The following is a 13,599-nucleotide window of genomic DNA, read 5'->3' on the forward strand; positions in this document are numbered from 1 at the left end:
GCAATGTCATCGAACCCGAGTGACGTTGCGGCCGAATCGGATTCTTCGCACAATGAGGTGAGCGGATGCAGTCGCCAATGGTGTCGATCAGGTGGGGAATGGGTTGTCGTTTGGCCGCTTTCGCCGATCGTGTGGAATCCTGATGGCCGGGTGGCAGCCCAGTGGCCCCGGCCGGATCGGGGGGTATCGCGGGCCCAGACTCTCCGGTCCGTTCGAATCGGTCGGTGGCCTGTTCATGATGTCGGCAGATGCGGTGAAGTTCCTGTTCCGCAGACCCTTTCAGGGTAAGGAGATGCTCGAACAGTCCTGGTTCGTGGCGCGAATATCGCTGGTTCCCACATTGCTTGTCGCGATTCCGTTCACGGTTCTGGTCAGCTTCACCCTCAACATTCTGCTGCGTGAACTCGGCGCCGCCGATCTGAGCGGTGCCGGCGCGGCCTTCGGTGCGATCACGCAGGTCGGCCCGATGGTCACCGTCCTGATCGTGGCGGGCGCCGGGGCCACCGCCATGTGCGCGGACCTCGGATCGCGGACCATCCGTGAAGAGATCGACGCCATGGAAGTCCTCGGGATCAATCCGGTACAGCGACTGGTGACGCCGCGGATGGTTGCCTCGGGGCTGGTTGCATTGTTGCTCAACAGCCTTGTCTGCATCATCGGCGTGGTTGGGGGCTACGTCTTTTCGGTGTTCGTCCAGAACGTCAATCCCGGTGCCTTCGCATCCGGGATCACGTTGCTGACCGGGATCAACGAGGTCGTCATCTCGTCGATCAAAGCGCTGCTGTTCGGGCTCATCGCAGGTCTGGTGGCGTGCTACCGCGGGCTGACCGTCTCCGGCGGGGCGAAGGCGGTGGGCAATGCGGTCAACGAGACGGTCGTGTATGCGTTCATGGCGTTGTTCGTGGTCAACGTCGTGGTCACCGCGGTCGGCGTCCAGCTGACCGCCGGATGAGGGGGATGTCATGACACCGAGCACGATGTACGGCCGGACGGTGCGGGAACTGAACCGGCCGGTGAAGACGCTCGGGGGAATCGGAGATCACACGATCTTCTATGCGAAGGCACTGGTCGGTTCTCCGCGCGCGGCGTGGCAATACAAACGAGAGACGCTCCGATTGGTCGCCGAGACCAGCATGGGGGCAGGCAACCTCGCGGTGATCGGCGGGACCGTCGTGATCGTCGGGTTCCTGACACTGGCCACCGGCAGCACACTGGCCGTCCAGGGCTATAGCTCGCTGGGTGACATCGGGATCGAGGCGCTGACCGGCTTCCTGTCGGCATTCATCAACGTGCGCATCGCTGCGCCGGTGGTGGTCGGAATCGGGCTCGCCGCCACCTTCGGTGCCGGTGCCACAGCACAATTGGGTGCAATGCGGATCAACGAGGAGATCGACGCCCTGGAGTCCATGGGCATCGACCCGATGAAGTATGTGGTCGGCACCCGGATCATCGCCGGGATGATCGTGCTGGCACCGCTCTACGCGATCGCGCTGACGGCGTCGTTTGTCGCGTGCTGGTTCACCACGGTGGTGATCCTCGGACAATCGTCGGGGCTGTACCAGCACTATTTCTCGACGTTTCTGAACCCGATCGATCTGCTGTGGTCGTTCCTGCAGGCATTCCTGATGGCCTTGATGATCCTCTTGATCCACACGTACTTCGGGTTCTTTGCCAGTGGCGGCCCGGCCGGGGTCGGCGTGGCGGTCGGCAATGCGGTACGGATGTCGTTGATCGCGGTTGTCTCGGTCACCCTGCTCGTCTCGTTGGCCGTCTACGGCTCCAACGGCAACTTCAACCTGTCCGGTTAGGCGAACCGGATGTCGTCAAACGTGCTTCGTCCCTTGGTCGGTCTGGGTTCGGTACTGCTGGTGGTCGTGGTCCTCGTGGTGGCCGTGACGATGTTCCGCGGCGGCTTCACCGAGACCGTTCGCGTCACGGTTCTCTCACCCCGTGCCGGTCTGGTCATGTATCCGGACGCCAAGGTGCAGATGCGCGGTGTCACGGTCGGCCACGTCAGTTCGATCGACACACTGCCCGACGGCCAGGCGTCCATCGAACTCGAGATGAACCCCTCCCAGCTGCCGGACATCCCGGACAACGTTGCGGTCGAGATCGCATCATCGACAGTGTTCGGGGCGAAGTTCGTCGAGCTCCTGCCCCCGCAGAACCCTTCGGCGACACCGATGTACGCCGGTCAGGTCCTCGATTCCCGCAGGGTCACAGTAGAACTCAACACCGTCTTCGAACAACTGACGTCCGTGCTGTCCCAGATCGAGCCCGACAAGCTGAACGAAACCCTGGGTGCGATCTCCACGGCGCTGAGTGGACGCGGCGATCAGGTCGGCCAGATGCTGGTGGACTTCGACCGATTCCTCGCTGCCGTCGAACCGGCACTGCCGGCGCTCGAGCGTGACCTCGAGATGGCCCCGGAGGTTCTGCGGACCTACGCCGACTCCGCCCCGGCGCTGGTCACCACCGTCGACAACGCGACCGGTCTGAGTCGGTCGATCGTCGATGAGCAGCAGAACCTGGATGCTTTCCTGGCCAGCGTGATCGGGCTGGCGGACGTGGGGGACCGGGTATTGCGCACCACCGGTCCGTTGCTCGATTCGACGCTGGCGGTCCTCGTCCCGACCCTGGCGCTGACCGACGAATACAACGAGTCCCTGACGTGTTCGCTCGACGGGATGGCGTACCTCGCCGATTCGCAGCCCGTCGATGTACCCGGGCTCGGCCTGTCCGCGAACTTCCTGTGGGGCACCGAGCCGTACGAGTACCCGAACAATCTGCCCAAAATCGCGGCGTCGGGCGGACCACAGTGCCAGGTGCTGCCGGTCGGCTATCAGGAGAAGCCCCCGTTCGTGGTCGCCGACGTCGGCGCGAATCCCTTTGCGGCCGACCGTCGTGGCCTCGAGGTCAACGTCGAGAGCCTGCAGCGCGCATTGTTCGGTCCGATCATGGACGGCCGGACGAGATGAGTGTCCTCCGGAACCCGCAAGCGGTGAAGTTCGGGATCTTCGCAATTGTCATGATCGTGTTGTCGGCATTTCTCGTGGTGGTGTTCGGCGACTTCCGGACCGGCTCGGTCAACAGCTATTCGGCACGCTTCGAGAATGCTTCGGAGCTCGGGCCCGGCGACACCGTCCGGGTCGCCGGGGTCCGGGTGGGAACGGTGGAATCGGTATCCCTGCAGGATGACCACCACGTGAAGGTCACCTTCAATGCCGACCGGAACGTGCACCTGACCGCCGGCACACACGCCAGGGTCAAGTACCTCAACCTCGTCGGGGACCGCTACCTCGATCTCTCCGACGAAGCCGGGTCGACCCGAATGCTGGCGCCTGGTGGTCAGATTCCCGAGGAACAGACGGCGCCGGCACTCGATCTCGATGTTCTGCTCGGCGGCTTGAAGCCGGTCATCGATGGTCTGCGTCCCCAGGAGGTCAACAGTCTGACGTCGTCGCTGCTCGAGATCATGCAGGGCCAGGAGGGGACGGTCGGATCACTGTTCGCCAAGACGTCCTCGTTTGTCTCGACACTGGCGGACGACGGGGTGGTGATCGAGGATCTGATCGACAACCTCAACACGGTGATGGGTACGTTGGCCCGCAGCGGCCCCGAGTTCTCGGCCGCGGTCGAGCGCCTGGACACGCTGGTGGCAGAGTTGGCGCAGCAACGGGATCCGATCGGTTCCGCCATCACGGCACTCGAGACCGGCACCGCAGCGGTGTCCGACCTGCTCACGCAGGCGCGCCGCCCGTTGGCCACCTCGGTCGACGAACTCGCCAGGCTTGCGCCACTGATCGACGACGACAAAGGCCGTCTCGACACGGCACTGCAGAAGGCACCGGAGAACTTTCGGAAGCTGGTGCGGACCGGGACATACGGCAACTTCATCCAGTACTTCATCTGTGCGATCACGGTGCGCGTGACCGATTCGTCGGGCGAGGTCGTGGTGCTGCCGTGGATCGAACAGACATCCGGGAGGTGCTCGCCCTGACATGCTGAAATATCGCGGTGGTCGTCTTGCCCGACACGGTTTCATCGGCGTGGTCCTGATCTGCCTGTTCGTGGCCGTGGGCCTGCAGGGGCAGAAATACATCACCTGGTTCACCTCCTTGCCGTACCAGGCACTGTTCGAAGAGGCAGGTGGTCTGCGGTCGGGGGCCGACGTGGTGCTCTCGGGCGTGAAAGTCGGTACGGTCTCCGAGGTCTCACTGGACAACGGTGACGTCCGGGTCGAGTTCTGGGTGGACGACGGTGTCCGTCTCGGGACCCAGAGCACCGCGCAGATCAAGACGGGGTCGTTGCTGGGCCGGCGGATGCTGACCCTGGACAGCGCCGGTGACGGAGTCTTGCAGCCCTCGGATGTCATCCCACGGTCCCGGACGTCGTCGCCGTATTCGCTGAACGATGCGCTGGGGGATCTGACAACCAACGTCACCTCGATCGACACCGATGCCTTGAACCAATCCCTGGACACGTTGTCGTCGACCATCGATCAGGTTGCGCCGCACCTGGGTCCGACCTTCGAGGGGTTGAGCGACCTGTCGCGATCGATCAACAGCCGCAACGATTCGTTGCGGGACCTGCTGAGCAGTACCGGGGAGGTCACCACGATCCTGGCCGAGCGCAGCGACGAACTCAACTCGCTGATCCTCAATGCCGATGCGCTGCTGGGAGTTCTGGTGGACCGGCGCCAGGAGATCGTGGACCTGCTGGCCAACACCTCTGCGGTGGCACAACAATTGTCCGGATTGGTTGCCGACAACGAGGCACAGTTGGCGCCGACCCTGGACCGATTGAACTCCGTCGCAGCGTTGCTCGAGAAGAATCGGGACAACATCGGGCAGGCGTTGCCGGGTCTGGCGAAGGTGTCGCTGACCCAGGGCGAAGCGGTCTCCAGCGGTCCCTTCTACAACGCCTTCGTCGCGAACCTCATCGACGGCCACATGATTCAGCCGTTCATCAACAAGGCGTTCGGAATCGAACCGGGTGTTCCCTTCCCGATCCCGGGTGGACAGATCCCCGTCGGTGGCTCGGCTCGGACTCCGGTGGAGCCGGGCCGATGACCCGTACCCGAATCGCCCGGGCAGTGGTCGCCGTGGTGCTGTTGGCGGTGGTGCTCGCGGGCAGCGTGTTCGTCTACCAGAAGACGTTCGGGCCGAGATCGATCAGCGCGATCTTCACCACCGCAACCGGCATCTACGAGGGTGATGAGGTGCAGGTCGCCGGGGTCAAGGTCGGTTCGGTCACCGGTCTGACACCGCAGGGGACGTCGGTGCGGCTGGACATGAAAGTCGATCGCGGCGTGAAGATCCCGGCCGACGCGCAGGCGATCATCATCGCCCAGAATCTGGTGGCCGACCGGGTTGTCGCGCTCACCCCGGCCTATCGGACCGAGGGGCCGGTCATGCCCGACGATGGCGTCATCCCACTGCAACGGACGGGGGTGCCGATCGAGTGGGACGAGATCAAGACCCAATTGACGCGACTGGCAACAGATCTGGGGCCCGCCGGCGACGTCTCCGGCAGTACGGTCGGCCGGTTCATCGACAGCACCGCCGACGCGATGGACGGCAACGGTGACAAACTCCGACAGACCGTGGATCAACTGTCGGGAGTGGGACGGATCCTGGCCGATGGGAGCGGCGACATCGTCGACATCATCGGCAACCTGCAGACATTTGTGACCACGCTCAGTGACAGCGACGAGCAGATCGTGCGGTTCGAGAACCGTCTGGCGACGCTGTCGAGTGTGCTCGACGAGAGCCGGAGCGATCTCGATGCGGCACTGACCGATCTCTCGGTTGCGGTGGTCGAAGTCCAGCGGTTCGTGGCATCGAACAGCAGCAAGGTGACCGAACAGGTGCAGCGGCTGGTGAACGTGACGCAGAACCTGGTTGATCATCGGGCGGACATCGAGCAGTTGTTGCACGTGTTCCCGACGAGCATGGCCAACTTCTACAACATCTACAACCCCGACACCGGCACGGAGGCAGGGGTGTTCACGTTGAACAATTTCTCCAATCCCATCCAGTTCATCTGCTCGGGTGTCGCGGCGGTGGAGAACCTGACCTCCGAGGAGGGCGCGGAGAAATGCCGTGAGTACCTGGGACCGGTCCTGCCGCTCCTGGCATTCAATTACCTGCCGTTCCCGCTCAATCCCGTGCTCGGACCAACAGCGGATCCGAAGAACATCACCTACACCGAACCGGACCTGGTCCCGGCAAAGACAACACCCGAGAAGCCGGCGGCAGCGACCAATCCACTCGATGCCCTGCTCCTGCCGATCGAAAGACGACCGTCATGACACCCGGACGCCGCAGACGCCGAGGCGCACACCTGCTGATGATCGTCGTGTGTGTGGCGTTGACGGTTGCCGGTTGCAGTTGGCAGGGCGTCAACTCATTGCCGTTGCCCGGCACCGAGGGCCGTGGTTCCGACTCCCAGCTCTTCCACGTCCGGATGGCCGATGTCAGTACGCTGGTGTCGAACTCGCCCGTGATGATCGACGACGTGGTGGTCGGCAGCATCGGGAACATGACCGTCGCCGGTTGGCATGCGGACGTGGAGGTCTGGGTCGAGAAGGGCGTCGTGGTCCCGGGGAACGCACAGGCGCACATCGGTCAGACGAGCCTGCTCGGCTCCAATCACCTTGAACTGAACCCGCCGGTGGGGGTGCCGCCGGCCGGACAGTTGGTCGCGGGCGCCACGATTCCCCTCGACGAGACGGCCACGTATCCGACCACCGAGCAGACGCTCGCGTCGGTCTCCACCATCGTCAACGGCGGTGGTCTCGGGGAGATCGACAACATCATCTCCTCGCTCAACACCGCGTTGAGCGGCCGGGAGGACGCCGTGCGCGACCTCGTCACCCGGCTCGAGGTGTTCGTCGGCGCGCTCGATCAACAGCGCGAGAACATCGTGGCAACGATCACCAACGCCAATCGTCTCGCCGAAACATTTGCCACCCAACGGGATGTCCTCGCCGATGCCTTGCAGGAGATCCCGCCGGCGCTGGAGGTCCTGGTGTCGCAGCGGCCGCAGATCACCACCGCACTCGAGAAACTTCGGGTGTTCAGCGACACCACCACCGGTGTGGTCACGGCGGTGCAGGATGATCTGGTGACAGATCTGGAGAACCTGGCCCCGACCCTGCGGTCCCTGGCCGATGTGGGTCCACAACTGGACAAGGCCATCGCTTACGCAACCGTGTACCCGTACGGGCAGAAGACGATCGATCGCGCCGTCCGCGGCGACTACATCAACCTCCACGCCACGGTCGACCTCACGGTCGAACGGTTGCAACGCGAACTCCTCCTGGGTACCCCGCTGGGAGATCCCAACGCGGTTGTCCAGGCCGCGGTCGGTGACCCGGGATATGGCCGCCATGTTCGTGATCCGCTGAGCGCGCCGATCACCGGAGGCGGATCATGATCCTCTCCGGTTTCGTCCGTTTCCAGCTGGTCGCGTTCGCGCTCATGTCCACGGTCGCGATGGTGGTAATGCTGTTCTCGTACATGCAGATTCAGACGCAGCTCGGGGTGGGCCGGATGGTCGTGACCGTGGACCTGCCGGCGGCGGGCGGACTGTACCGATTCGGGAATGTCACCTACCGGGGCGCCGAGGTCGGCAGGGTGGTGTCGGTCGGGTTGACCGACAACGGTGTCCGGGCTTCGCTGTCGATCGACAGCGATGTCCGGATCCCCGCGGATCTGCAGGCACAGGTCCGCAGCATGTCGGCCATCGGCGAACAGTATGTGGACCTGCGGCCCAACACCGATTCGGGGCCGTATCTGCATGACGGATCGGTGATCACCGCCGACAGGACCGAGGTCCCGCAACCCGTCGGACCGATGCTCGACGAGCTCAGCGACCTCATCGGGAGCATCCCGAAGGACAAACTGAACAGCCTCACCGACGAGCTGTACCGGGGGCTCGGGGGACAGCGTTACGAGTTGCAATCGCTCATCGACACATCCTCTGAGCTGGCCGGCGACTTGGGTGAATTGGGGGATACGACAAGGACTCTGATCGAGGATGCGGAACCGTTGCTCTCCTCGCAGGTGCGGTCGGCGGACGCGATCGAGATCTGGAGTCGTTCCCTGGCCGGTGTCACCGATCAGCTGCGGATCAACGATCCGCAGATCCGCGCGATTCTGGCGTCCGGACCGGGCTTCTCGGGCGAGGTGACCGGCCTGCTCGAATCGGTCGAGTTCACGTTGCCGATCCTGTTGGCGAACCTGACCTCGGTGGGTCAGCTCGCGGTCACCTACAACGCGGCTCTGGAGCAATTGCTGGTGCTCCTGCCGCCGTCCATCTCGATGATCCAGGCGGTACAACCCAAGAACAACGCGTCCGGACTCGGTCTGGGTGACTTCCGGATCAGCGGCATCTCCGATCCACCGGCCTGCACGGTCGGCTTCTTACCGCCGGATCAGTGGCGTCCACCGTCGGACACGACCACCATCGACACACCCGAGGGTCTGTACTGCAAGTTGCCGCAGGATTCCGACATCGCCGTGCGGGGTGCGCGGAACATCCCCTGTCTCGGCAACCCTGGTAAGCGCGCGGCAACAGCCGAATTGTGCAACAGCGACGAGGAATTCGTGCCGGTGGCTCCCACCCAGCCGCTGCTGGGCAACTATCCGCCAGATCCGAACCTGCAGGCGCAGGGGATCACGCCCGCTGCGGCGAGCGTGCAGTACTCGCCGACCACGGGCACCTATGTCGGGCCGGATGGGGTGCTGTATCAGCAGACCGACCTTGCGGACTCAGCGCCGCGACCGACCTGGCAGGGCCTGCTACCGCAGGGCTGAGTCAACGGGGACGGAAGTGATCAGACCGGATCGAAAGCCGAGATCTTCCAGGTGCCATCGACTTTGGTCAGCGCGACCCGGACGCTGCTGGCGGTCGATGCCGGATCGGGTTTGTCGGTGCTGGTGGTGGTCTGATTGATGAACACCAGGACCGTTGCCGAGTCTTTGTCGATGTCCGACACGGCGGACCGGACGACCTCGGCCTGGGTGTCCACCGAATTCTCCTGGGCTGCCGGTGCGACGACCTTGTCGGTGAACTCGGTGTAGTAGGTCAAGAACTCGCCGGTGAGATGGGTTTTGGCGGTGGCGAGATCATCGCTGAGTGTGTCGGGTGAGTACGACAGCAGTGCCACGGTGCCGGAACCGGCTGCCGCGATCGCGGATTCCTTTGCGCCTGAATCGGAGTGCTTGTCCGGGGCGTACAGGAAGAAGTATGCGGCAGCGGCGGTGATCAACGATGCGACCACCAGTAGGACAAGTGCCACGGTACTGAGTCCGGGCCTCGATCCGATACCCGGTAACGAGCGAAACCGTGACGGCGAGCGGCGCGCCGACTGTTGGTTCTCCGGGTCGGCGACGTCCGGACCGGGGTGCTCTTTGGTCAGGGTCACCGTTTTGCTTGATTCGTTCATGGGACGAACTCGACTTTCGACATCTTCAGTTCCCCGTCGGCTCTGGTCACGGTGACACTGAGCCGCCAGGCCCGGGATTCTTCCTTGGCGCCGGCGGCATTGGTGACCTCGGAGGTCGCCGCCACCAGCACCACCGCCGAATCGTCTGTCATCGACTCGACGGCCGAAGCGTTGACCTGCCCCTTGGTGGTGACCTGCGACTGCTGGACCACGCTGGTGAAATCATCGGCGCGCGTCTGGAATTCGGTGAAGAAGGCGCCGGTCGAGTTGTCCAGCACTCGTTGGACATCGGCCTGTGCCTGATTGAAGTCCAGCGAGGTGAGCGTGACCACGCCTTGCCGCGCCGCTGCGTCGAACTCGGCTTCGAGATCCTGTGTGTCGGCCACCTCTCGGTGTTGCCAGACGAAATACCCACTGACGCTCAGCGCTGCGACGATCACCACGACCGCAAGCACCATTGCGGTGAGCCTCTTGCCCGGCCGACGGAGTCGGAGCCGCGACCGTAACGTGCGGGATGGCTTCTGCGCGGCATCGGCATCATCGTCCGACTCGGCATCAGGCGGATCAGCTGTGGCCGTGCCGGTTGCATCGGCATCATCGTCCGTCGCGGCCGGTGTTTCGATCGTGGCCGGATCGGGCTCGGGCTTGGGCTCGGGCTTGGGCTCGGGTTCCGACTCGGACTCGCGTCGTAGTCGGGCGGCTCGGGCGCGGGCACGTGCCGCGACCGCGCTGGCCTCGGCGGCTTCGGCGAGTGCTTCGGCTTCCAGAACTGCCAGATCGGTGGTATCGGCTTTGCTCATCGTGCCCTCCCGGCGGGCCTCGGCTCTTCGGTGGTGAACGGGTTGATCGGGCTCGAGCGGATGGTCATGCGGCCGGTTGCCCGGCACTGCTGTGGAACACCTCGGTGTAATCGACCATGTCACCGGGTAGGGCCGCCGCGGTCAGCGCGTGCGACTTGAAGGCCTGCGCGGCGAAGCTCAATCGGTGGACAACGGTGCCGGAGCCGGAGGCGGAATCGAGCGGCCACCGATCGCCCCAGAAAGACACCTCTACGTTGCCACCCGCGAGCGCCTTCACCACGCCTCCGTGAATCCGGTCATCGCTCGTGAACAGATCGGCGGCTATGGCAAGAGCCTGCGGACGGCGGCCCAGACCGCCGGTGGCAAGGGCTCTTTCGAGGTCGGCGACATCTGCCCCGAGGATCTGCACCGGCCGGGTGTCGCATCGGTCGGTGAGTATCACGGTGACGTCCCAGCCCGCCATCACCCGGTCGTATACGAGTCCTCCGGCGTGCTGGACCACGTCGGTGATGCTGCGGGCCACGACATTGAGCTGATATCTCATCGGATTGACTCCTCGGTCCCGGACGTGGGCTGCAGAATGGGCACGACGGTGTCGACCGCCAGGGAAATCTGTTCTCGGACATCCGAATCCGGGGTTGCCGCCCAGTGTCCGAAACCGCACGTCAACGCGCCGATGAGCGCGGCTGCGCGGGTCTCCCACACGATCGGCTCCGCGTTCTCGGCGTCGACTCCGGCGGCGGTACGCAGGATGTCGGCCAGACGCGGCATCATCCGTTGGGTGGTCACGTGGAGGAAACGGGACATCTCGCGTTCGGTGGTCGCCATGTGCAAGAGCTCACGGTTCTCCTCGTTCGCATCGACGGTCGCCCCGCAGGCGGCATCGAGGATCGCCTCCCGCAGCGGCATTCGTTCCAGATTGGCGACGAAGTACGTCATCAGATCCTCGGAGCGAAGCGCGACGGTCTCGGCGAAGAGTTGGCTCTTGCTCCCGTAGTGCCGGTAGAGGCTGCGTGGCGAGACGCCGGCGAGGGCGGCAATCGCGCCCATGGTTGTTGCCTCGTATCCGTGGATTCGGAATGCGGCCAGTGCGGCGTCAACGATTGCGCGCCGGGTCTTTTCGGCACGTTCCTCGGTGGATCGGGGCTGGTACCGGGGCAGTTCCGCACTGCTGGGTGTGGCGGAGGTCACATGGCATAGTGTGCCACTGGCAGACTGTGCCACACAAGGGGCAATTCACTTCGCGGTTCTGTCGGACCCGGTTGCTCGTGCCTCTGTCATCTCGATGATCGCGTGTGCGGGGCAGTCCATGAGTGCGCGCATGACCTGATCGCGGTCGGCAGGCGGGACCTCGCCGTTTCCGACGAGGGATGCGTAGCCCCAGTCGTCGAGCGAAAAGTATTCGGGCGCATGCCTTGCGCAGGTGCCGAATCCGTCGCAGAGCGTGCGGTCCAGGCGAATCCTCACAGTCCTTCTCCGTTCTCTGCTGCGAATGGCCGCCGGGCCCGATAGGGCGAGGCGTCGCAGGTGGCGCACCGTCCGGATCGGTGACGGTCCACTGCGTCCGGAAAGAAGGCCAGCAGGGTGCCTGCGACGTTGGTGGCGGCGTCCAGCGTCGCGCAGGCACCGCGTCCGCGGAGAACCACCGACCACCGCTGCAGGCGGGCGAGATCGTCCTTGCCCGCCACACCATCGCGGAGGGCATCGAGGACAGCCGACATCGCCGCGGTGCCGTTGAAACACGACCCGCACTGTCCGGCGTTCTCCCGATCGAAGTAGCTCATCACCGACGCTGCGACCGCGACCGGACATTCGTCGGTGAGCAGCGAGACGGCGCCGCAACCGAGTCCGCCGCCGAGTGCACGGACGCTGTCGTGATCGAGGTTGCCGCCCAGGACGTCTCGATTCAGGAGCCCACCGAAATAACCACCCATGAGCACGCCGCGAACCCGGTCCGGTGCCACGCCGTGCAGCGCCAGCAGGTCGGTGACCGGCAGTCCGTGCGGGATCTCGTACAGGACGGCCGGTGTGCCGGCGCCGGTGACCGTGGCCAGAAACGTGCCGGGCGAGGTGGTGGTCCCGATGGTCCGGAACGCCGCGCCCCCAGAACGCTCGATATACGTGATGTGTGCCAGTGTCTCGACATTGCTGACGAGCGTCGGCATCTGACCGACGCCCTGTTCGAACGGACGGGGCGGCTTGTCGCTCGGCTTGGCCGGTCCGCCGTTGATGGCGCCAATCGCAGCGGTCTCTTCGCCGGCCACGTATCCGGGCTCGACGGTGAAGACGGAGAGTTCGAGGTCTCCGAGCAGGTCGGCGGCGTCGATCAGCGCGCGGTCCATGGTGGCGGCCGCGTCGCGGTCGGAAACGTAGACGTGGCCCCGATGCGCGCGGACGATGCTGGCCACCAACCGGAGTCCGTCGAGGATCAGGTGGGGGCGGTGTCGCATCAACCAGCGGTCTTTGACCGAAGCGGGCTCGCCCTCTTCACCATTGGCGACGACGATGGCCTCGCCTGCGCGTCGACCGTGATCGCGGACCGACCGCAGTTTGATGCCCATCGGAAATCCGGCACCGCCGCGACCGCGCAGCCCCGACTCGTCCACCTCGCGCAGCAGGGTGTCCGGGCTGTCGAGCGGCCGGTACCCACCGCCACGGCGGTAGTCGGTCAGATCCTCGATCTCGGTGGATCCACGACCGGCGTGCAGGAGGCGCGGCGCGAGCCCGGGTGCGACCACCGTCTCGATCTGTGTCGGGCGGCCGGTCGGCACATCGGTGGGAGTGGTGCTCATGTCCCTCGATTCTCTTGGCCGCGTTGGGGTATCCGTCGACCGTCACCACAATCCGCGGCTAGGCTCACCCGCATGAGAACGGCAGTGCTACGGATCAACGTCGATCCCGACGGTGTGCTCACCGGCCGGCAGCTAACGGCGGGCATGGCGCAGCTCCGGTCCGGTGCGGCGCATCTGGGCGCCGAGCTGATCGACATCGATCTCGTGTCGGCCGCGGCCGGCCGCCGCGAGATCGAGCTCCTGATGTCCGGGGACGACCCCGGCGTTCTGCATCGGCAAGGACTCGAGTTGTGCGAGCGGGTGTTCCGGGTGGCTCCGCGTGCCGGGGTGGTGACCTTCATCAGCCGGGGAACCGACGACGATGCCCACGGCGTGCTCGCCGGCTTCGGGCTGACCGCCGACATCGACAGAACACCCGGACCCGATGGCTGGGATGTGGTGGTTGTCCGCATCCGGGAAAGCGATCTCGACCGGATTCCCGAGAGCCGCATACATACCGCGCTCGAGGCCTCCCTCAACTGCGAGGTCCACATCCGGCCGGTGTGAGCGCACC

15 protein-coding genes are annotated in these 13,599 nt (G+C 64.9%); 9 read left to right on the top strand and 6 right to left on the bottom strand.

All coding sequences use genetic code 11. The annotated features are described in order from the left end of the window. Positions 1-142 precede the first annotated feature (142 nt). Genes AC51GR_RS24795 through AC51GR_RS24830 form a run of 8 tightly spaced genes read left to right on the top strand, consistent with a single transcriptional unit; the run spans position 143 to position 8,822 of the window. Complete coding sequence (locus AC51GR_RS24795; protein WP_496327314.1) at positions 143-952, top strand: MlaE family ABC transporter permease; 810 nt, start codon at positions 143-145, stop codon at positions 950-952. A 10-nt stretch (positions 953-962) separates the two neighbouring features. Next, entirely contained in the window at positions 963-1,808 is an 846-nt protein-coding gene (locus tag AC51GR_RS24800; protein ID WP_496327315.1) for an MlaE family ABC transporter permease, read from the top strand. A gap of 9 nt (positions 1,809-1,817) precedes the next feature. Further along, positions 1,818-2,978, top strand: a complete 1,161-nt coding sequence (locus AC51GR_RS24805) for an MCE family protein (RefSeq protein WP_496327316.1) — start codon at positions 1,818-1,820, stop codon at positions 2,976-2,978. After that, a complete protein-coding gene (locus AC51GR_RS24810; protein WP_496327317.1) occupies positions 2,975-4,000 on the top strand; it encodes an MCE family protein in 1,026 nt (341 codons plus the stop codon). The genes AC51GR_RS24805 and AC51GR_RS24810 overlap by 4 nt, the downstream gene beginning before the upstream one ends. Position 4,001: 1 nt before the next feature. Beyond that, complete coding sequence (locus tag AC51GR_RS24815; protein ID WP_496327318.1) at positions 4,002-5,072, top strand: MCE family protein; 1,071 nt, start codon at positions 4,002-4,004, stop codon at positions 5,070-5,072. Then, complete coding sequence (locus AC51GR_RS24820) at positions 5,069-6,313, top strand: MCE family protein (RefSeq protein ID WP_496327319.1); 1,245 nt, start codon at positions 5,069-5,071, stop codon at positions 6,311-6,313. The genes AC51GR_RS24815 and AC51GR_RS24820 overlap by 4 nt, the downstream gene beginning before the upstream one ends. Then, a complete protein-coding gene (locus tag AC51GR_RS24825; RefSeq protein ID WP_496327320.1) occupies positions 6,310-7,440 on the top strand; it encodes an MCE family protein in 1,131 nt (376 codons plus the stop codon). The genes AC51GR_RS24820 and AC51GR_RS24825 overlap by 4 nt, the downstream gene beginning before the upstream one ends. After that, positions 7,437-8,822: an MCE family protein gene (locus AC51GR_RS24830; RefSeq protein WP_496327321.1), complete on the top strand. Its 1,386-nt coding sequence runs from the start codon at positions 7,437-7,439 to the stop codon at positions 8,820-8,822. The genes AC51GR_RS24825 and AC51GR_RS24830 overlap by 4 nt, the downstream gene beginning before the upstream one ends. Positions 8,823-8,842: 20 nt before the next feature. On the opposite strand, the gene AC51GR_RS24835 is transcribed toward AC51GR_RS24830, so the two are convergent. From AC51GR_RS24835 to AC51GR_RS24860, 6 genes are all read right to left on the bottom strand, one after another. After that, positions 8,843-9,454: an Rv1363c family protein gene (locus AC51GR_RS24835; RefSeq protein WP_496327322.1), complete on the bottom strand. Its 612-nt coding sequence runs from the start codon at positions 9,452-9,454 to the stop codon at positions 8,843-8,845. Further along, a complete protein-coding gene (locus AC51GR_RS24840; RefSeq protein ID WP_496327323.1) occupies positions 9,451-10,254 on the bottom strand; it encodes an Rv1363c family protein in 804 nt (267 codons plus the stop codon). Before AC51GR_RS24840 ends, AC51GR_RS24835 begins: the two co-directional genes overlap by 4 nt. Before the next feature lie 64 nt (positions 10,255-10,318). Continuing rightward, a complete protein-coding gene (locus AC51GR_RS24845; RefSeq protein ID WP_496327324.1) occupies positions 10,319-10,798 on the bottom strand; it encodes a hypothetical protein in 480 nt (159 codons plus the stop codon). Then, the gene (locus AC51GR_RS24850; protein WP_496327325.1) at positions 10,795-11,445 is read right to left on the bottom strand and encodes a TetR/AcrR family transcriptional regulator; all 651 of its coding nucleotides are present in this window, start codon (positions 11,443-11,445) and stop codon (positions 10,795-10,797) included. Before AC51GR_RS24850 ends, AC51GR_RS24845 begins: the two co-directional genes overlap by 4 nt. A gap of 45 nt (positions 11,446-11,490) precedes the next feature. After that, positions 11,491-11,721: a ferredoxin gene (locus AC51GR_RS24855; RefSeq protein WP_496327326.1), complete on the bottom strand. Its 231-nt coding sequence runs from the start codon at positions 11,719-11,721 to the stop codon at positions 11,491-11,493. Then, complete coding sequence (locus AC51GR_RS24860) at positions 11,718-13,046, bottom strand: NADH-ubiquinone oxidoreductase-F iron-sulfur binding region domain-containing protein (protein WP_496327327.1); 1,329 nt, start codon at positions 13,044-13,046, stop codon at positions 11,718-11,720. Before AC51GR_RS24860 ends, AC51GR_RS24855 begins: the two co-directional genes overlap by 4 nt. A 72-nt stretch (positions 13,047-13,118) precedes the next feature. On the opposite strand from AC51GR_RS24860, the gene AC51GR_RS24865 reads away from it, so the two are divergent. Then, positions 13,119-13,592 carry a hypothetical protein gene (locus tag AC51GR_RS24865; RefSeq protein ID WP_496327328.1) on the top strand — a complete coding sequence of 158 codons (474 nt, stop codon included), beginning with the start codon at positions 13,119-13,121 and terminating at the stop codon, positions 13,590-13,592. Positions 13,593-13,599 lie beyond the last annotated feature (7 nt).

The organism is Williamsia sp. z71 (assembly GCF_059553375.1).